This window comes from Streptomyces sp. NBC_01267 (genome assembly GCF_036241575.1).
Lineage (GTDB): Bacteria > Actinomycetota > Actinomycetes > Streptomycetales > Streptomycetaceae > Streptomyces.
Window position 1 is genome coordinate 925,078 of sequence record NZ_CP108455.1, and the last position, 18,327, is coordinate 943,404.

15 protein-coding genes are annotated in these 18,327 nt (G+C 71.2%); 4 read left to right on the forward strand and 11 right to left on the reverse strand.

Going from position 1 to position 18,327, the window contains the following annotated elements:
* Positions 1–3: 3 nt before the first annotated feature.
* From scpA to OG709_RS04385, 3 genes are all read right to left on the reverse strand, one after another.
* Positions 4–2,205 (reverse strand): methylmalonyl-CoA mutase, encoded by a 2,202-nt coding sequence (gene scpA / locus OG709_RS04375; protein WP_250300777.1) that lies wholly within the window; start codon positions 2,203–2,205, stop codon positions 4–6.
* A complete protein-coding gene (locus tag OG709_RS04380) occupies positions 2,205–4,085 on the reverse strand; it encodes a methylmalonyl-CoA mutase subunit beta (RefSeq protein ID WP_266644146.1) in 1,881 nt (626 codons plus the stop codon). Before OG709_RS04380 ends, scpA begins: the two co-directional genes overlap by 1 nt.
* Before the next feature lie 142 nt (positions 4,086–4,227).
* Positions 4,228–7,932, reverse strand: coding sequence for a S8 family serine peptidase (locus tag OG709_RS04385; RefSeq protein ID WP_329164886.1), 3,705 nt, complete (start codon positions 7,930–7,932; stop codon positions 4,228–4,230).
* Positions 7,933–8,133: 201 nt separating this feature from the next.
* Between OG709_RS04385 and OG709_RS04390 the strand changes: the two genes are divergently transcribed.
* Together OG709_RS04390 and lnt are read left to right on the forward strand one after the other, a co-directional pair.
* Positions 8,134–8,634 (forward strand): nuclear transport factor 2 family protein, encoded by a 501-nt coding sequence (locus OG709_RS04390; protein ID WP_250300782.1) that lies wholly within the window; start codon positions 8,134–8,136, stop codon positions 8,632–8,634.
* 96 nt (positions 8,635–8,730) lie between these two features.
* On the forward strand, positions 8,731–10,302 hold the full coding sequence (lnt, locus tag OG709_RS04395) for an apolipoprotein N-acyltransferase (protein WP_329164889.1): 1,572 nt from the start codon (positions 8,731–8,733) through the stop codon (positions 10,300–10,302).
* On the opposite strand, the gene OG709_RS04400 is transcribed toward lnt, so the two are convergent.
* A complete protein-coding gene (locus OG709_RS04400; RefSeq protein ID WP_250300785.1) occupies positions 10,226–11,131 on the reverse strand; it encodes a Gfo/Idh/MocA family protein in 906 nt (301 codons plus the stop codon). The two genes, lnt and OG709_RS04400, sit on opposite strands and share 77 nt — an antisense overlap.
* A 165-nt stretch (positions 11,132–11,296) precedes the next feature.
* Between OG709_RS04400 and OG709_RS04405 the strand changes: the two genes are divergently transcribed.
* Both OG709_RS04405 and OG709_RS04410 read left to right on the forward strand, forming a co-directional pair.
* Positions 11,297–11,809 carry a DinB family protein gene (locus OG709_RS04405; RefSeq protein ID WP_250300786.1) on the forward strand — a complete coding sequence of 171 codons (513 nt, stop codon included), beginning with the start codon at positions 11,297–11,299 and terminating at the stop codon, positions 11,807–11,809.
* Between the two features lie 92 nt (positions 11,810–11,901).
* Positions 11,902–12,342 (forward strand): hypothetical protein, encoded by a 441-nt coding sequence (locus OG709_RS04410; protein ID WP_250300788.1) that lies wholly within the window; start codon positions 11,902–11,904, stop codon positions 12,340–12,342.
* 26 nt (positions 12,343–12,368) lie between these two features.
* Here the strand turns inward: OG709_RS04410 and OG709_RS04415 are convergent, their stop codons facing one another.
* The 7 genes from OG709_RS04415 to OG709_RS04445 all read right to left on the reverse strand — a co-directional run bounded on the left by OG709_RS04415 (position 12,369) and on the right by OG709_RS04445 (position 18,301).
* Entirely contained in the window at positions 12,369–12,806 is a 438-nt protein-coding gene (locus OG709_RS04415) for a hypothetical protein (RefSeq protein WP_250300872.1), read from the reverse strand.
* A 166-nt stretch (positions 12,807–12,972) separates the two neighbouring features.
* Entirely contained in the window at positions 12,973–13,656 is a 684-nt protein-coding gene (locus tag OG709_RS04420; protein WP_250300790.1) for a uracil-DNA glycosylase, read from the reverse strand.
* 150 nt (positions 13,657–13,806) lie between these two features.
* Positions 13,807–14,562: an SDR family oxidoreductase gene (locus OG709_RS04425; RefSeq protein WP_250300791.1), complete on the reverse strand. Its 756-nt coding sequence runs from the start codon at positions 14,560–14,562 to the stop codon at positions 13,807–13,809.
* 17 nt (positions 14,563–14,579) lie between these two features.
* Positions 14,580–15,341, reverse strand: coding sequence for a 3-oxoacyl-ACP reductase FabG (gene fabG / locus OG709_RS04430; RefSeq protein ID WP_329164892.1), 762 nt, complete (start codon positions 15,339–15,341; stop codon positions 14,580–14,582).
* 144 nt (positions 15,342–15,485) lie between these two features.
* Positions 15,486–15,869, reverse strand: coding sequence for a DUF3037 domain-containing protein (locus tag OG709_RS04435; protein ID WP_250300794.1), 384 nt, complete (start codon positions 15,867–15,869; stop codon positions 15,486–15,488).
* Positions 15,866–16,714 (reverse strand): HipA family kinase, encoded by an 849-nt coding sequence (locus tag OG709_RS04440; RefSeq protein WP_250300796.1) that lies wholly within the window; start codon positions 16,712–16,714, stop codon positions 15,866–15,868. Before OG709_RS04440 ends, OG709_RS04435 begins: the two co-directional genes overlap by 4 nt.
* Before the next feature lie 9 nt (positions 16,715–16,723).
* Complete coding sequence (locus OG709_RS04445) at positions 16,724–18,301, reverse strand: FAD/NAD(P)-dependent oxidoreductase (RefSeq protein WP_329164895.1); 1,578 nt, start codon at positions 18,299–18,301, stop codon at positions 16,724–16,726.
* Between the last annotated feature and the right edge of the window lie 26 nt (positions 18,302–18,327).

Sequence of the window (18,327 nt, forward strand, 5' to 3'; positions counted from 1 at the left end):
GGCTCAGAGCTCGTGGCCGAGCGCGGACGCGAGCCGGACCACCAGGTCGTACGCGGCGTCCGGGATGACCGTCCCCGGCGGGAAGACCGCGGCGGCCCCGGCTTCGTGCAGGGTCGGGACGTCCTGCGGCGGGATGACCCCGCCGACCACGATCATGATGTCCTCACGTCCCTCGGCCGCCAGCTGCTCACGCAGCGCGGGCACCAGCGTCAGATGCCCCGCGGCCAGCGAGGAGACCCCGACGATGTGCACATCCGCCTCGACCGCCTGCCTCGCCACTTCCGCCGGGGTCTGGAACAGCGGGCCCACGTCGACGTCGAAGCCCAGGTCGGCGAAGGCGGTGGCGATCACCTTCTGGCCCCGGTCGTGGCCGTCCTGGCCCATCTTGGCGACGAGGATGCGCGGACGGCGCCCCTCCGCCTCCTCGAAGGACTCCACCAGCGAGCGGGTGCGCTCCACGGAAGGCGACTCCCCTGCCTCGGTCCGGTACACCCCGGAGATGGTACGGATCTGCCCGGCGTGCCGCCCGTAGACCTTCTCCAGGGCGTCGGAGATCTCGCCGACGGTGGCCATGGCCCGCGCCGCGTCGACCGCGAGAGCCAGCAGGTTGCCCTCCAGGCCGGGGCCCGGATCCCGTCCGGCCGCCGTGGTCAGCGCGCGCAGCGCCTCCTGGCAGGCCGCCTCGTCGCGCTCCTCGCGCAGCCGGTTCAGCTTGGCGATCTGCTGGGTGCGCACCGAGGAGTTGTCGACCTTGAGTACGTCGATCTCCTCGTCGGTCTCCACCCGGTACTTATTGACGCCGATGACCGGCTGACGGCCCGAGTCGATCCGGGCCTGGGTGCGGGCGGCGGCCTCCTCCACCCGGAGTTTGGGGATTCCGGCGTCGATGGCCTGGGCCATGCCGCCGGCCGCCTCGACCTCCTCGATGTGCTGCCAGGCACGCTCCGCGAGGTCATGGGTCAGCTTCTCGACGTACGCGCTGCCGCCCCACGGGTCGATCACCCGGCAGGTCCCGGACTCCTGCTGGAGCAGCAGCTGGGTGTTGCGGGCGATACGGGCGGAGAAGTCGGTCGGCAGGGCCAGCGCCTCGTCGAGGGCGTTGGTGTGCAGCGACTGGGTGTGGCCCTGGGTGGCGGCCATCGCCTCGACGCAGGTGCGCGTCACGTTGTTGAACACGTCCTGCGCGGTGAGCGACCAGCCGGAGGTCTGTGAATGGGTGCGCAGCGAGAGGGACTTGGCGTTCTTCGGGTCGAACTGCTTGACCAGTCTGGCCCAGAGCAGCCGGGCCGCCCGCATCTTCGCGATCTCCATGAAGAAGTTCATGCCGATCGCCCAGAAGAAGGAGAGCCGGGGGGCGAAGGCGTCCACATCGAGCCCGGCGGCGATGCCCGCCCGCAGGTACTCCACACCGTCGGCCAGCGTGTAGGCCAGCTCCAGGTCGGCCGTCGCGCCCGCTTCCTGGATGTGGTAGCCGGAGATGGAGATGGAGTTGTAGCGGGGCATCTTCTGCGAGGTGTACGCGAAGATGTCGGAGATGATCCGCATGGAGGGCTTCGGCGGATAGATGTAGGTGTTGCGGACCATGAACTCTTTGAGGATGTCGTTCTGGATGGTCCCGGCGAGCTTCTCCGGCGGCACACCCTGTTCCTCGGCCGCGACGATGTACAGGGCCAGCACGGGCAGCACCGCGCCGTTCATCGTCATCGACACCGTCATCCGGTCCAGCGGGATGCCGTCGAAGAGCTGCCGCATGTCGTAGATCGAGTCGATCGCGACGCCCGCCATGCCGACGTCACCGGTCACCCGCGGGTGGTCGCTGTCGTAACCACGGTGGGTGGGCAGGTCGAAGGCGACCGAGAGCCCCTTCTGACCGGCCGCGAGATTGCGCCGGTAGAAGGCGTTGGACTCCTCGGCGGTGGAGAATCCGGCGTACTGACGGATCGTCCAGGGCTGGTTGACGTACATCGTCGGGTAGGGCCCGCGGAGATACGGGGCGATGCCGGGGTGTGTGTCGAGGAAGTCGAGACCCTCCGTGTCCTGGCCGGTGTAGAGCGGCTTGACCGGGATGCCCTCGGGGGTCTGCCACACCAGCTCGTCGACGCTGCGGCCGGTGCTCTCCTTGACGGCGGCCCGCCACTGCTCGTCGGCGGTCCCGTCGGGGGTACCGGGCCCCAGCTCGATCTGTGAGAAGTCCGGGATCTGCATTACGCCACTCCCATACGGTCGAGGACGGAGGTCAGGACGGTGACCACGTCGCCTCCGGCGAAGACGAACTCGTCGACGCCCGACTCCCGCCAGGCGTCCTCGTGTTCCCCGGGGCGTCCGGCCAGGAAGACCCGGCGTGCGCCCGCCGCTCTCAGCGCGCCCGCCGTGGGCCCGGCCTGCTCGGCGTAGAGCGCGTCGCTGGAACAGATGCAGGCCGTGGTCGCGCCGGAGGCGGCGAATGCCGCGGCCACCGTGTCCGGGTCCACGGTCACCGGGTCGTGGACGGGTTCGACCCCGCCCGCCTGGAAGAGGTTGGCGGCGAAGGTGACGCGGGCGGTGTGTGCGGCGGCCGGGCCCAGCGCCGCCAGGAACACCCGGGGCCGGGCGCCGGTCGCGGCCAGATGGGCGTCCGAACGCGAGCGGAGCGCCTCGAAGGCGTCGTCGCGGTGCACCCTGGGCAGACCGCCGTGCGGGGCGGCAGGCGCCTCGTCCCGTACGACGGTGCGCTCCGCGAGCTGCGGGAACTCGCTGACGCCGGTGACGGGTTCACGCCGCGCGGCGAGTTTCGCGCTGCGCCGCTCCCAGGTGGTGGCCAGCCGTTCCCCGATCAGTCCGGACCGCAGGGCTGCCTCCTGGCCTCCGGCGCGTTCGATCTCCTGGAACCAGTCCCAGGCCGCCCGGGCCAGTTCGTCGGTCAGCCGCTCCACGTACCAGGAGCCGCCCGCCGGGTCGATCACCCGTGCCAGATGGGACTCCTCGACCAGGATCGTCGAGGTGTTGCGTGCGATACGGCGGGCGAAGTCGTCCGGCAGTCCGAGTGCGTGGTCGAAGGGCAGCACGGTCACCGCGTCCGCCCCGCCCGTCCCGGCCGCCAGGCAGGCGATCGTCGTACGCAGCATGTTCACCCAGGGGTCGCGCCGCGCCATCATCACCGACGAGGTCACCGCGTGCTGGCGCTGCGCCCCCGCGGCCGGCTCTCCGGCGGCCTCGGCGACCCGCGCCCAGAGCCGGCGGGCCGCGCGCAGCTTCGCGATCGTCAGGAACTGATCGGCGGTGGCCGCGTAACGGAACTCCAGCTGGCCGCAGGCAGCGGCGACGTCCAGCCCCGCTCCGGTCAGGTCACGCAGGTACGCCACGCCGGTGGCCAGCGAGCAGCCGAGCTCCTGGGCGGCCGACGCACCGGCCTCGTGGTACGGCAGCGCGTCCACCACGAGCGCCCGCAGGCCGGGGTGGTGACGGTGGCACAGCTGCGCCAGTTCGGTGGCCTGCGCCGTGTGCCCGGCGAGTGCGTCGTACCGGCCGGTGCGGGCGGCGAGTCCCAGAGGGTCCGCGCCGAGGCTGCCGAGCGCGGCCTCGGGGGCCACTCCCCGCTCCTCGTAGAGGCGGAGCAACTCCGTCGCCGCGTCGTGGAATTCGGCGCCCGCGTCGAGGGCCACCGCGGCGAGGTCGAGATAGACGCCTTCGAGGGCGCGGCCCAGTCCGGACACCGGCACACCGGCCGCGCCGGCGGCGAGCCATACCGAGGCGACACCGTTCTCCAGGTCCGCGAGCACGGCCTCGTTGGTACGCGCCGGGTCGGGCCTGCTGTGCCGCTGTCTGACGTCCCAGCCACCGGTGGCGCCGCCGGCCGGCACGCTGCCCCGGGTGAAGGGGGCGAAGCCCGGGAATCCGTGATCGCCGCCGCCGTCCGCCGCCGTGTACAGGGGCTGGACGACCAGCCCGTCGTCCAGCGTGGTGGAGAGCGCTGCTTCCGCCGCCGAACCCGAGACATCCTTACCCGATTTGCGCAGCACGCCTTCCACAAGGCTCTGCCACTGCTCATGGGTCGCACGCGGGAATTCGGCGGCCAGGGGGAGCCCGTTGTCGGGCAGGACCGTCATGGTCAGATGCTAGGCCAGGGCGCCGAAGGGGCGGTTGGCCGAACCACTGTGACGTTGGCCTCTCTCGGTCGTGCGGGAGCCCGGTACGGCTGGTGCCGTACCGGGCTCCCGGGTCCGAAACCGTGGGCTACTTCACCCCCGCCTACTTCACCCCCACCGCGCGGATGATCTCCTGCTTCACGGAGCCGCCCTTGTCATCGGTGGCGGAGGCGCGGAGCGAGACGTAGTCCGCGTCCTTCGGTACGGACAGCGTGCCCTTCCAGGACGCCGTCGTGCCGTGCGCGCCGTCCAGCGCGACGGGCTGCCAGGTCTTGCCCATGGTGTAGGAGACCTCCAGCGTCCCGGACTTGATCTTCCCGGTGCCGACCGCTCCCTTGACGTACTCGGCGCTGATCCCGATCGGGAGCTTCTGCCCGGCGCGGACGTTACCGGCGATGTCGGTGTCCACGTCGAAGCCCAGGTTGAGCAGCGGCAGGTAGGTGTAGTGGTCGGCCGCGGTCTCGGCGGACCGGAAGGTCCACTCGGCGTGGCCCTCGGTGGCGAGCACCCAGGTGTCGGGGTCGCGCCTGAGGTCGGTGACCACCTTGTAGGTGGTCTCGGCCGGGTCGACGTTCCAGACGTTGTTGCCCGAGCCCATCTTGTGGCCGAGCAGGACCCCGTTGGCGTACACATCGGTGGTCTGGATCAACGAGGTGTCGTTCCACACGTCGCCGAATCCGGTGTGGTCGGGGCCGGAGTCGCCCCAGCCGGGGGTGTTGAACTGCAGGTTGTTGCCCGCGCGCTGCTGGCCCCAGCCGAGTCCGGTGCCGAGCCAGGGGTGCAGTACCGGCTTGAACCAGTTGAGCGCCGAGCGGGTACCGCCCTTGTAGGTGACCAGCCCGCTGCGCTCCTCGATCGAGAGCGGACCCGCGGTGACCGACTCGTGCCAGAGCTGGCCCTTGCCCGTGCTGACGTAGTCGGTGCGCTTCCCGGGGAAGGCGTTCTTCTCCAGGAAACCCAGCCCCATGGGGAAGGTATCGGTGAGCGAGTAGCGGAAGTCGCCGCCGTCCACGGCCTTCGGGGCGTAGAACGTGGTGTTCAGCGTGGCGAGGTCGCGCTTGCCGGGCCGGTACGTCAGGTCCCTGTCCGGGATCCCGCCGGAGTGGCCTTCGGAGAGGTCGTAGACGTACGGCGTGTAGCGGGTGCCGGTGAGTTCGACCTTGCCGTTCTTCCGCGCGGTGGCGGCCAGCAGAGCGCCGTCGGCCTGGTTGACGGATGCCACCTGGAAGGGGACGGTCGTGCCGTCCGCGGCGCCGAACCAGGCGCTGAGGCGGCCCGGTGCGTCGTCGGTGACGAACAGCGACTGTGCGCCCGCCTTCTGCGCGGCGCCTACGAGTTGCTGGGGAGTGACACCGGCGGTGGCGTGCACGAGCACGGCCTTGCCCCGGACGTTCTTGCCCTCGTACTCCGCTGCGGTCCCCGTTCCGAGGTCCGCGACGGCGACCTTGTGACGGCCTTCGACCAGGGTCGTACCGACCTGCACCACGGTGTCGCTGAGGCGCTTGCCGCCCGCGACCGCTTCCAGCTGCGGCTTTCCGAGGCGCCAGACGGTGCGGTACTCGAAGGAGCCCGTGCCGACCTTCCCGGTGGGCGCGGCGAAGATGCTGTCGTACTTGATCGGCACCTGGATCGCTTCGGTGAAGTCGGCCCCGTTCGCCTTGCGGTTGGTCTCCAACACCAGCTGGCGGGTCTGGGTGCGCTGGGGCACCTCTGCCTTGACCTGGCGGAGCTTGCGCCCGTCCAGGGTGATCTCGCGGTCGCGGTCGAGCACGATCTCGGGGCTGCCGAGGTAGCCGACCCCCAGGGAGTCCTTGCCGCCGGCGCCGCGCACGTCGAGGAAGGACTCCAGGTCGTACGTGCCGGGCGTCAGCCGCAGGGTGACGGTGCCGGAGTCGTCGACCCTCGCGGATTCGGGGTCTACCCCCTCGGCGAGCTTCTGGACGGCGAGGTACGCGGCGGTCGGGGCGCCGTCCCGGTCCTTGACGTGGACGGTGAGGCTGTGGCGCTCCTCCTCCTTGACCAGACCGAACGCGGTGTGGGCGACGGTCTTGCCGCCGACGCTCGCGGTGATCTGCCCGGAGGTGTTGCCCACGGGGGCCTTCGCGCCGTCGCCGGTGACCGTGGTCTGCGCGGTGGAGTGCGCGGGTACGGTCAGGCTCGTGTCGGCGAGCTTGGCGACCCCGGCAGCCGCTCCGTCCGCGGCGAGCGTCAACGTCACCGGTGCGTCGGAGGAGTTGGTGTAGGTGAGGGTGCGGGTGACGGGCTTGTTGTCCTCGTACGGCCAGGAGTAGAAGCCGAGGTCGGCGCTGCCGGTCGCGGTGATGCTCGCGGTCGTGGCGGCGGGGACGTCGACCCGACCCGCGCCCAGTGCGTACACCGAGTCGGGGAGCGTCTTGGACGTCGACATCAGGGCGTCCTTGAGCTGCTGCCCGGTCCAGTCGGGGTGCTTCTGGGCGAGCAGCGCGGCGACTCCGGCGACGTGCGGGGTCGCCATCGACGTGCCGCTCATCCTGACGTACGAACCGGTCCCCGGGGAGTACTGCGAGCGGGCGGCGAGGATGTCCACGCCGGGCGCCGAGAGATCGGGCTTGAGCGCGTTGTCACCGAGGCGGGGACCCTGGCTGGTGAAGTAGGCGGCCTTGTCGGCGGAGTCCACCGCACCGATGGTCAGCGCGGAGTCGGCGGCGCCGGGCGAGCCTATGGACGAGGGGGTTCCGGTGTTTCCCGCGGCGATCACGAACAGCGCGCCGGTGTCCTTGGAGAGGGTGTTCACCGCCTCCGCCATCGGGTCGGTGCCGTCGCTGGCCTCCTGGGAGCCCAGGCTCATGCTGATGACCTTGGCGTGAATGTCCTTGGCGGCCCACTCCATGCCCGCGATGATCTGCGAATCGGAGCCTTCGCCCTGGTCCGAGAGCACCTTGCCGACGGCGAGATCGGCCTCGGGGGCGACACCCTTCTCCTTGCCGTCGGAGGCCGCGCCGCTGCCGCCGACGGTGGACAGGGTGTGCGTGCCGTGGCCGTGGCGGTCGGTGACCTCCGCGCCCTCGATGAACGACTTGCTCTCGCTCACCCGGCCCTTGAGGTCGGGGTGCTCGCCGTCCATGCCGGTATCGAGGACGGCGACCTTGACGCCCTTGCCGGTGAGTCCGGCCTCCCAGGCCGCGGGGGTGCCGATCTGGGCGTTGCTCTCGGCCATGTCGGCCTTGACCTTGCCGTCCAGCCACACCTTCGCGACACCGTCCGCGAACGAACCGGCCTGCCGGGTACGGGAGTCGGTGAGCGTCTTCCAGAAGGTGCCGGAGGAGGAGGCCTTCACGGCGGCGCCTCCCACACTCGGCAGGGCGCGGACGGTCTCGGCGCCGCGCGGTGCGGCGCTGCGGGCGCCCTTGCCGTACGTCACGATCAGCGGCAGGCCGTCGGCCTTCGGGCCGCCGAGCCCCTGCTCGATGAGCCCGGTGACGTCGAACAGCCGCTTGTCCAGGGCTCCCGACGTGAGGTACGGCAGCGCCTCGTCGGGCAGCACGCTGACCCGCCCGCCGGACGTCTGGGTGCGGATCGCTCCGGTGGCGCCCTTCGGACGCTCCACCGACACGGTGCTGTGGCCGCTGCCGAGGTCGGTGACCGTCACCTTGTCACCGGTGATCAGCGTGACGGTGTGTGCCGCGTGTGCGGTGACCGACGCTCCGTGCGCCGAGGCGGGGGTCTTGCCCGTCCCGCCCGCCGCGAGTGCCTGACCTGCCGGGAGCAGTACGAGCGTGAGTCCGGCGGACAGCCACCTTGCTCTTCGCCACGCAAGTGCTCTGGTCATGGTGCCCCTCTCTCCGTCGGCCCGGGAAAACGGGGGTGGTCCCGAGCGCTGCGAAGAGTCTCGGTGCAGAGCATCGTGCCGTGGGGCGAATGAGCTGGCGGATAAGCGACATGGCGGCTAACTGCCAGCGAACATTGGGGAGTTGATGATCGTTTCGGCGCACCCCTTGGCCCCGGGCAACCGCTGCCGGAGACTGAGCCGATGACGCAGCGCGTGGAACTCGCCACCGTGATGGACCGGCTCGACATCGACGAACTCGTCACCGGCTACGCGGTGGCCGTGGACGACGGGGCATGGGCGGACTACCGCGCCCTGTTCGCCCCGGACGGCAGGGCCGACTACCGCACGGCCGGCGGAGTGGAAGGGCCTGTCACCGAGGTCGCCGAGTGGCTCGCGGAGATGATGCGGCTGTTCCCGGTGCGTCAGCATCTGATCGTCAACCGACGGCTGCACATCCAGGACCTGGGCGGCTATCCGGGAGACCGGGCGGAGCTGCAGGCCGACTACGTGAACCCGATGCGGCTGCGGTCCCCGCAGGACGGTGCTGCCGGCGGTTCGACGGAGCCGAACTTCATGTCCGGTGGCCGGTACACCTTCAGCCTGGTGCGTACGGACGAGGGCTGGCGGCTGCGCACGGTCCTCGTCCAGGAGAAGTGGCGGAGCGCCCCAGGAGCCCGGGGACCCGTCGCGGGCGGCGCCTGACACGACCGGCCCGGACCGGCCCACTGTCCGAAATCACCCCACGCCCTCACACTGTGGGAAGGACCGTGTACGGGGAGCGAGCACGAGGAGGCGCGAATGCGGATTCCGCTCGGGCGGCTGCGACAGCTCCTTCTGTCGCCGTGGTGGCGTGGGGCCGCCGCGCTGCTGGCCGGGGCGCTGCCCGCGCTCGCTTTTCCGGCGCCGTCCCTGTGGTGGTTCGCGTATGTGGCGCTGGTGCCCTGGATGCTGCTGGTGCGCGCGGCGCCCACCGCGCGGCGGGCGGCACTGGACGGCTGGCTCGGCGGCACCGGCTTCATGATCTCCGTGCACCACTGGCTGATTCCGAGCCTGAACGTGTTCATCGTGGTGCTGGCCGCGCTGCTGGGGTTGTTGTGGGCGCCCTGGGGATGGCTGGTCCGCTGGATGCTCGGCGTGACGGCGAGCGCCTCGCGTGTCGCGGCGTCCCTGGTCGTCGTCCCCTCGGGCTGGCTGATGGTCGAGCTGGTCAGATCCTGGCAGGGGCTGGGCGGCCCCTGGGGACTGCTCGGCTCCAGCCAGTGGCAGGTGGCACCGGCCCTGCGGCTGGCGTCGGTGGGCGGTGTCTGGCTGGTGAGCCTGCTGGTCGTGGCGGTCAACACCGGAGCGGTGGGGCTGCTCGTGGCGGAGTCCGCGCGGAGCACCGCGGCGGCCGGGGTGGTGGCCTGCGCGGTCGTCACCGGGGCCGTGTGGGTGTGGGCGCCGCGCCCGCAGGACAGCGGACGGACCCGGGTCGCGGTCGTGCAGCCAGGGGTTACCGGGAGCGTCGGCGCACGGTTCACCCGCAGTGAGACCCTCACCCGTCAGCTCGCGGGCCGAGGCGCCGACCTGGTGGTGTGGGGCGAGAGCAGCGTCGTCCACGACCTCACCGAGCGCCCGGACCTGGCCTCCAGGGTCGCGAAGCTCTCCCGGGAGACCGGCGCGGACATCCTGGTCAACGTGGATGCCCAGCGGTCCGGCACTCCGGGCATCTACAAGAGTTCGGTACTTGTCGGCCCGGCGGGACCCACCGGCGACCGCTACGACAAGATGCGGCTGGTCCCGTTCGGCGAGTACATCCCGGCCCGTTCGCTGCTCGGCTGGGCCACCTCGGTGGGCAGGGCCGCGGGCGAGGACCGGGAGCGCGGCACCCACCAGGTGGTGATGACGCTGCCCGACGGGCTCCGGCTGGGTCCGCTGATCTGCTTCGAGTCGGCGTTCCCCGACATGAGCCGGCAGCTGACCCGGGACGGCACCCAACTGCTGGTGGACCAGTCGTCGACCTCGTCCTTCCAGCACAGCTGGGCTCCCGAGCAGCACGCTTCGCTGGCCGCGCTGCGGGCAGCCGAGAGCGGGCGGCCGATGGTGCACGCCACGCTCACCGGGGTGAGCGCGGTGTACGGGCCCGACGGCCGCCGGGTCGGCTCCTGGCTGGGTACCGACCGCAGCGCGTCGGAGGTGTACGACATCCCGCTGGCCCACGGCACCACGCTGTACGTCAGGTTCGGCGACTGGCCGGTGCACGGGGCGCTCGCCGTCCTCGCCGTGCTGTGCGCGTTCGAGGGCGTGCGCTCGATCAGGCGGCCTGCTCCAGAGCCCGCAGCACCACACGCTCACACAGTTCGTGGGTCAGCAGGGCGTCCTGGGCACTGAGCAGCTTGCCCGCGGCCACCGCTTCGAGGAAGCCCAGCACGGACTGCTCGATGCCACGCTGGCGGGCCACCGGAACCCAGTCGCCACGGCGGCGCAGGCTCGGCTGCCCCTGGTGGTCCACGACATCGGCGAGATTGACGACCTGACGCTTCGTGTCGCGGCCGGAGACCTCGAGGATCTCCTCGGTGGAGCCGTTCAGCCGGTTCATCGTGCCGATCGCCGAGAAGCCGTCGCCCGAGAGGTGCAGCACCACATGGTGCATCAGGCCTTCGCGGATCCGGGCCCGTACGTCCACGTGCTCGACCGGGCCGGGCGCCAGGAAGCGCAGGGTGTCGACGACATGGATGAAGTCGTCGAGGACGAGCGTGCGCGGGTCCTCGGGGAGGCCGACGCGGTTCTTCTGCATCAGGATCAGATCGCGCGGAAGCTCGGCGCACTCGGCGTACCCCGGCGCCAGTCGGCGGTTGAAGCCGACGGCCAGGCTCACCTGCCGGTCGTCCGCGAGGCGCACCAGCTGCTGCGATGCGGCGAGTTCGTAGGCGAGCGGCTTGTCGACGTAGGTGGCCACGCCCGCTTCCAGCAGCCGGGACACGATCTCCGGGTGCACGGCGGTCGGCGCGTGCACGAACGCCGCGTCCAGCCCCTGGGCGAGCAGCGCGTCCAGATCGGTGTGGCAGCGGTCGGCGGGGATGTGGAACGTCGCCGCGACCCGGTCGAGAGTGGCCGGGGTCCTGGTCTGGAGATGCAGTTCGATTCCCGGCCGGGTGGTCAGCACCGGCAGATAGGCCTTCTGTGCGATGTCCCCGAGCCCGATACAGCCGACCTTCACAGGGTCTCCCTCACGCTTTGCCGCTGTCGCTTCCTGGTGCTGTGCCTGGTCAGCATAGGGGAGCTGGTGGAACTGCCCACTCCCGCAGGTCCTCGCCGGGGCGCTGCGGGATGCTGTTCCGATAATGCCTGGCGGCGCCGGTGTTCCCGTGTGAGGGTGCCTTCCATGACGAACCCTGCACGCACGGAACCCTCCATCACCGCCGATGAACGCCCCATGCTGGAAGGCTGGCTGGACTACCACCGGGAGACGCTGGCCATGAAGTGCGCCGGGCTGACCGACGAGCAGCTGCGCACAGCCGCGGTGCCGCCCTCCGAGCTGTCCCTGCTCGGCCTCGTACGGCATATGGTCGAGGTGGAACGCGGCTGGTTCCGCGAGGTGCTGGCCGGTGAGGACACGCCCCCGCTCTACTTCAGCGACGAGGACCCGGACGGGGAGTTCCATCTCACCGCGGCGGACACCTGGGACGAGGCGTTCACCACCTGGCAGGCCGAGATCGCATACGCCCGGGAGCTCGCGAAGGGCCGCTCGCTGGACGAGCTCTCGGTGGGAGAGTCCCGCAGGGGCGGGCATTTCAACCTGCGCTGGATCTACACCCACATGATCGAGGAGTACGCCCGCCACAACGGCCATGCCGACCTCATCCGTGAGCGGATCGACGGCGTCACCGGCGAGTAGCGGGCGTCACCGGCAAGTCCCGGGCGTCACCCGTGTGGGCCAAACTTCCCGCTGCTCGCCCGAACCGCTGGCCGGGCAAGCAGAGTTGGGGCGTGCACCGAACGAGGATCACCACCATGGCCCTGCTGGGGGCGGCGGTCTCGGCCGTCTCCGGCTGTGTGTCCGTCCCTGCGGGGCCCGCGCCCCAGCCGTCCCCGCCGGCCGCCCGCCACACGCGGCAGGACGTCACCCCGCAGATCGTGCAGGGCCCGGCTGTCGAGACGCTGGAGTCCGTGCCCCCGGCCCCGTCGCCGAGCCACCGGTCCGGCCCTCCCGCCAAGCGGTACGCACCGGCACCGGCCGGGCGCGCTCCGGCACCGCTGCCGCCGCCCCGGATCCGGCACACCGCCGGACCGGCCCCGAAGTCACCACCGAAGCGAGCGGCCCCCGCGCCCGGCCACGCCGTGGATGTCTGCGCACTCGGCCGGAGCTACGGGGGCTGGCCGTCCGACAGCCCGCAGGCCCGCATCTGCCGTCAGACGTACGGACATTGACCCTGCAGGCAGCGACACCCGCCCGCTCACTCCTCCCCCAGCCGCCATTCCAGCCGGTCGACCGCCGCGCGGACACCGTTCCCGTATCCGTCGTCGGCCAGTGCCCCGGTCGCGGACCGCGCGCGGCGCAGGTGGGTGCGCGCCGCTTCCTTGCGGCCCAGTTTCAGGTAGTCGGCCGCGATGTTGAGGTGCAGCGAGGGATAGAAACCACGGACGGCGACAGCGGAGTCGTGGCGGCCGACCCGTTCGTCGTCCAGAGCGTCGGCCGCGGCCAGCGCCCGCAGGTCCCAGAACAGTTCGTCCTCCGGGTCGTCCTGGGTGTCCGCCATGTAGTGCGCGAGAGTGCAGCGGTGCAGTGCGTCCCCGGACTCGCCGATCTCCGTCCACAGGCCGGCGAACCGGTTACGGGCCTCCTCCCGGTCACCACCGTGGAGCAGCATGATCACCTGGCCGATCCTGGACATGACGGCGTCCCCCGACGTCTCCTGCTGCGACTCCGTCACCGCTGCCTCCCGTAGCCCTCGTGTCCGGTTCGCCCCCTGCGCCGAGGCGTCCGGACCTGTCCGGTTGATCTTTGCCGGGCCCGGGACGCCCGGCACGGCGCCTCGCCGCAGCCACCGGCGATCCCGGTCAGCCCAGGTCGGGGATGCGCCAGTCGATGGGCTGGTGTCCCTGTGCGGCGACAGCCTCGTTGATCTGGGTGAACGGCCTCGAACCGAAGAACTTCTTCGCGGAGAGCGGTGAGGGGTGTGCGCCCTTCACCACCACGTGCCGCTCCTCGTCGATCAGCGGCAGCTTCTTCTGTGCGTAGTTTCCCCAGAGGACGAAGACCGCGGGGTCCGGACGTGCGGCCACCGCGCGGATCACCGCATCGGTGAACTTCTCCCAGCCCTTGCCCTTGTGCGAGTTGGCCTCCGAGGCGCGCACCGTGAGCACCGCGTTGAGCAGCAGCACGCCCTGTTCGGCCCACGGCATCAGATAGCCGTTGTCCGGGACCGGGTGGCCGAGCTCCTCCTTCATCTCCTTGTAGATGTTCCGCAGGGAGGGCGGGGTCCGGACGCCGGGACGCACGGAGAAGCAGAGGCCGTGGCCCTGGCCCTCGCCGTGGTACGGGTCCTGCCCGAGAACGAGGACCTTCACCCGGTCGTACGGTGTGGCGTCCAGGGCCGCGAAGACTTCCTCGCGCGGCGGGTAGACCGGCCCCTTTGCCCGCTCCTCCTCGACGAATTCGGTGAGCTCCTTGAAATAGGGCTTCTGCAGCTCATCGCCGAGGACGCCGCTCCAGGACTCGGGCAGCATGTCGGTTCCGGTCACTTCAACAACCTCCGGTGTGCGATCCGTTCTCGTCACAGAACCTACCGGTGACCACTGACAGCGGCCCCGGGCGGTTGCCCGGGGCCGCTGTCAGTGGGTCGTTGTGAGTGGGCCGTTGCCAGTTGCCGTCGTCACTGGACAGCGGGTGGCTCAGCCGACGCCCGCGTTCAGGAAGATGCCGCCGTCGACGACCAGCGTCTGGCCGGTGACCCAGCCCGCCTGGTCGGACGTCAGGAACGCGGCGGCGCCCCCGATGTCCGCGGGCACCCCCAGCCTGCCCATCGGATAGGCGGCAGCCGCCTCCGCCTCGCGGCCCTCGTACAGCGCCTCGGCGAATTTGGTCTTCACCACGGCGGGTGCGATGGCATTGACCCGTACCGTCGGAGCGAACTCGTGGGCCAGCTGGAGGGTCAGATTGACCATGGCCGCCTTGCTCATGCCGTACGCGCCGATGAACGGCGACGCGGAGACACCGGCGACCGACGCGATGTTCACGATCGCGCCGCCGTTCTCCTTCTGCCAGGCCTTCCAGGTCTGCTGTGCGAAGCCCAGCGCCGAGATGACGTTGGTCTCGTACACCTTGCGGGCGACGTTCAGGTCGAGCTCGGCCATCGGGCCGAACACCGGGTTCGTACCGGCGTTGTTGACCAGGAAGTCGACCCGCCCGAACGCCGCCATCACGCGCTCGACGGCCACCGCCTGGTGTGCCTCGTCGTGCGCCTTGCCGGGGACGCCGATCACCCGGTCGGCGCCGAGCTTCTCCACCGCCGCGTTGAGCGCGTCCTCGTTGCGTCCGGTGATGCAGACACGGTCGCCGCGCGCGACGAACGCCTCGGCGATTCCGTATCCGATCCCGCGGCTCGCGCCGGTGACCAGCGCGACCTTCCCGCTGTCCTGTGCAGTCATGTCTGTTGATTCCCTGTTCAGTTGAGCGGTCCGCCGGCGACGTACATGACCTGGCCGGAGACGAAGCCCGCGTCGTCACCCGTGAAGAAGGCGATGGCGTTGGCGATGTCCTCGGGCCGGCCGACGCGCTGAACCGGGATCTGGGTGGCCGCGGCTGCCTGGAACTCCTCGAAGCCCATGCCGACCCGCGCGGCGGTCTGTGCGGTCATCTCGGTGACGATGAAGCCCGGCGCCACGGCGTTGGCGGTGACGCCGAACTTGCCGAGCTCCTTGGCGAGCGTCTTGGTGAAGCCCTGGAGACCGGCCTTGACCGCGGAGTAGTTGGCCTGGCCGCGGTTGCCCAGCGCGGAGCTGGAGGACAGGCTGACGATCCGGCCGAACTTGGCGTCCACCATGTGCTTCTGGACCGCCTTGGCCATCAGGAAGGCACCCTTGAGGTGCACGTTCATGACCAGGTCCCAGTCGGACTCGCTCATCTTGAAGAGCAGGTTGTCGCGCAGTACACCGGCGTTGTTGACGAGGATCGTCGGGGCGCCGAGTTCGGCGACGACCCGCGCCACCGCGGTCTCGACCTGCGCGCTGTCGGAGACGTCGCAGCTCACGGCGATGACCTTGCCGCCGGCGGAGGTGATCTTCTCGACGGTGTCCTTGCAGGCCGCCTCGTCGAGGTCGAGTACGGCGACGGCGCGGCCCTCGGCCGCCAGACGTACGGCGGTGGCCGCGCCAATGCCGCGCGCCGCCCCGGTCACGATGGCAACACGCTGCTCGGTGGTGGACATGGTGGCTCTCCTCGCCCTCGGATCGCGGTCCTCGATCGCTGAGCAACCGCTTAGTACCTCACCGCACGAGACGCTAGAAGGCCTGGCACCCGGTGTCAACGGCACACGGGATCACCGGTGAACGTCACACCGGGTGCCACCCTCTCAGCGCACCAGCAGGTCGAGGAGCCGCTCCACCTCCGCAGCCGGATCCGCGGTCAGCCCGGTGTGTACGGGGCCGGGCTGTACGACCGTCGAGCGCGGGGCGATCAGCCAGCGGAAACGCCGTCCCGCATCGTCCGGCGCCGCCTGCCCTGCGGCGTCCCCGCCGTCACAGACACCCTCGACCGCGCGCAGCGCCGCCCGGACTCCGACGACGTCCGCCCGCGGGTCGAGCATCCTCAGTTTCGCCTCGTCCAGGTGTGTTCGGGCCGCCACGTAGGACTTGGCACGGCAGTAGACGAGCACTCCCGCGTTGAACACCTCACCGCGGTCGACCCGCGGCATGACCCGCACCAGTGCGTACTCGAAGACATCACGTTCGCTCATCGGGCGTCGCCCTCCTGCCGCGCCGACCGGGGCTGCGGGGCGAGGCGCTCGCTCAGCCAGCCGGGCGCGCGGGACGGTGCGGTCGCGGTCGGCGGCCCGAGGGTGATCCGGGTGTGGACGGTCGCGGCCCGCTCCAGCAGTACCTCCACATAGGCCCGGCGCAGCGCGTCGGTGGTGTCGAACCCGGCCTCGTCGGCCAGCCAGGCGTCGGGGACGTCGGCTGCGACCTCGGTGAGGAGTTCCTCGGTGACCAGGGGCGCGAGGTCGGCGGCTGCGGTGGCGACATCGGGAGCGAAGGACGCCAGGACGTGGTCGGACGCGTCGTACGCCTTGGAACCGTAGTTCTTCGCGGACGGCCAGTTGTGGTGCCAGATCATGGTGGCACCGTGGTCGATGAGCCAGAGATCACCGTGCCAGACCAGCATGTTCGGATTGCGCCAGGAACGGTCGACGTTGTTGATCACAGCGTCGAACCAGACGATCCGCCCGGCTTCCCGCGGGCCCACCTGGTAGGCGAGCGGGTCGAAGCCGAGCGATCCGGGCAGGTAGTCCATTCCGAGGTTCAGTCCGCCGCTCGCCTTCAGCAGTTCCTGGACCTCCTGGTCCGGCTCGGAGAGCCCGATGACGGGATCGAGCTGCATCTGCACCAGTTCGGGGACGCGCAGGCCGAGCCTGCGGCCCAGCTGACCGCAGATGACCTCGGCGACGAGGGTCTTGCGGCCCTGTCCCGCGCCGGTGAACTTCATGACGTACGTGCCCAGGTCGTCCGCCTCGACGATCCCGGGCAGCGACCCACCCTCCCGGAGAGGCGTGACATAGCGGGTCGCAATGACTTCTTTAAGCATTTTCCCAGGCTATACAGGTTGCTCCCCAGCGATCCACGGACCGTCGTCCGGCCGGGGTTCCCCGTCGGCCTGTCCGGCCGTCACGGCCTCGGCGAGGGCCGCGAGTTCGCCGAGGCGCACCGGGACCGCGGGGGTACGGCCGGAGAGCGGGCGCAGGTCGTCCGCGGTGACCGTGCGGCCACCGAGGCAGGCCGCGATGCCCGCGGTCGCGTATCCGCAGATCCTGCCCTGGCACCAGCCCATACCCGGCCGCGCCAGCATCTTCAGGGTGCGCGCGTCGGTCGCGCCCAGGTCGTCGTGGGCATGGCGCAGGTCGCCGTAGGTGGCCTCCTCGCAGCGGCACACCACGGTCGAGTCCGACAGCCACCGCGGCCAGGCGGCCGGCACGGGGTAGGTGCGGTGCATGGCGGCGGCGAACCGCCGCGCCCGCCGGATGCGGCCCTGGAGGCGGCGGATACCGGCCACGGGACCTGCTGCCTTGCCGGAGCCCGGGGCCGTACCCGAACCTGCCGTCGTACCGGACCGCCCGCGGCCGAGCGAGGCGGCCAGCGCGAGGGCGCTCAGCCGCCCCTCGCTGACGGACAGGGCGGCGCCGCCCACGCCGGTGGCCTCGCCGGCCACGTACACGCCGTCGACGCTGCTGCGCTGCAGCGCGTCGACCGTCACGACGAGCGAGCCGTCGAGGTCCTGCCGGGTCGCCGCGCCGAGCATGAGCGGGAGTTCGAGCGAGGGGGTGAACCCCCAGCCGAGGGCCACCAGGTCGGCGGCGATCTCCCGTTCGGGTCCGGCCGGCCGGCCCTGGCGGTCCACCTTCGCGATCCGCGCGGCCTCGACCTTGCCGTCGCCGAGGATCGCGCGGACGACGGTCCTGGTCCGGTACGGGATGCGGTGCCGGGCGAGCACCGCGGCGTACTGCGCGGCCTCGACTCCCTTGCCGGGGGCGGAGACCGTGCCGACCGGGTCGCGCAGCCAGCCGAGCGTGGCGTTGGCCTCGACGACCGCGGCGACCTGCGCGCCGGCGCGCGCGAGCCCGGCGGCCACCGGCAGCAGGAAGGGGCCGGTGCCACCGACCACGATGCACCGGCCGGCGAGCGTGCGGTGGCCCTTGAGCAGTGCCTGGACGCCGCCGACGGCCATGGCGCCGGGCAGCTCCCAGCCGGGCACGGGCAGTTGGCGGTCGTATCCGCCGGGGCACAGGATCAGCGCGCGGGCCTCGACGGGATCGGCGGCGGGGCCGTCGGGGTCTGCGTTCCGGTCCGGCACGGTGGGCGTGACGCGTAGGGCGAACGTCCCGTCGCTGCCCCGGGTGGCGAGCCACACCTGGTGGCCGGGCAGGTAGCGGACGCGCCCGGCGGCGCTCAGGGCGTACAGCCGGTCGCGCAGGCCGGTGAAGGTGGGCAGGCCGTGGTGGCCGCGGTGGTCCTCCGGGCGAGCGTGGTCCTCGTCGAAGTGCCGCCAGAACTGGCCGCCGGGCTGCCCGGCAGCGTCCACCAGGACCGCGTCGAGCCCCGCCTCCGCCGCCTCGACGGCTGCCGCGAGTCCGGCCGGCCCGGCCCCGACCACGATCACGTCATGCGTGTGTGCCATCGCTGTCCTCCTCGGTGTGCTGGGCG

Excerpts from the sequence above, each read along its gene's own strand:
- scpA (WP_250300777.1), bottom strand. The coding sequence starts at position 2,205 with ATGCAGATCCCGGACTTCTCACAGATCGAGCTGGGGCCCGGTACCCCC.
- OG709_RS04445 (WP_329164895.1), bottom strand. The coding sequence starts at position 18,301 with ATGGCACACACGCATGACGTGATCGTGGTCGGGGCCGGGCCGGCCGGA.
- OG709_RS04415 (WP_250300872.1), bottom strand. The coding sequence starts at position 12,806 with ATGTCCAGGATCGGCCAGGTGATCATGCTGCTCCACGGTGGTGACCGG.
- OG709_RS04435 (WP_250300794.1), bottom strand. The coding sequence starts at position 15,869 with ATGAGCGAACGTGATGTCTTCGAGTACGCACTGGTGCGGGTCATGCCG.
- OG709_RS04425 (WP_250300791.1), bottom strand. The coding sequence starts at position 14,562 with ATGACTGCACAGGACAGCGGGAAGGTCGCGCTGGTCACCGGCGCGAGC.
- OG709_RS04390 (WP_250300782.1), top strand. The coding sequence starts at position 8,134 with ATGACGCAGCGCGTGGAACTCGCCACCGTGATGGACCGGCTCGACATC.
- OG709_RS04440 (WP_250300796.1), bottom strand. The coding sequence starts at position 16,714 with ATGCTTAAAGAAGTCATTGCGACCCGCTATGTCACGCCTCTCCGGGAG.
- OG709_RS04385 (WP_329164886.1), bottom strand. The coding sequence starts at position 7,932 with ATGACCAGAGCACTTGCGTGGCGAAGAGCAAGGTGGCTGTCCGCCGGA.
- OG709_RS04380 (WP_266644146.1), bottom strand. The coding sequence starts at position 4,085 with ATGACGGTCCTGCCCGACAACGGGCTCCCCCTGGCCGCCGAATTCCCG.
- OG709_RS04405 (WP_250300786.1), top strand. The coding sequence starts at position 11,297 with ATGACGAACCCTGCACGCACGGAACCCTCCATCACCGCCGATGAACGC.
- fabG (WP_329164892.1), bottom strand. The coding sequence starts at position 15,341 with ATGTCCACCACCGAGCAGCGTGTTGCCATCGTGACCGGGGCGGCGCGC.
- lnt (WP_329164889.1), top strand. The coding sequence starts at position 8,731 with ATGCGGATTCCGCTCGGGCGGCTGCGACAGCTCCTTCTGTCGCCGTGG.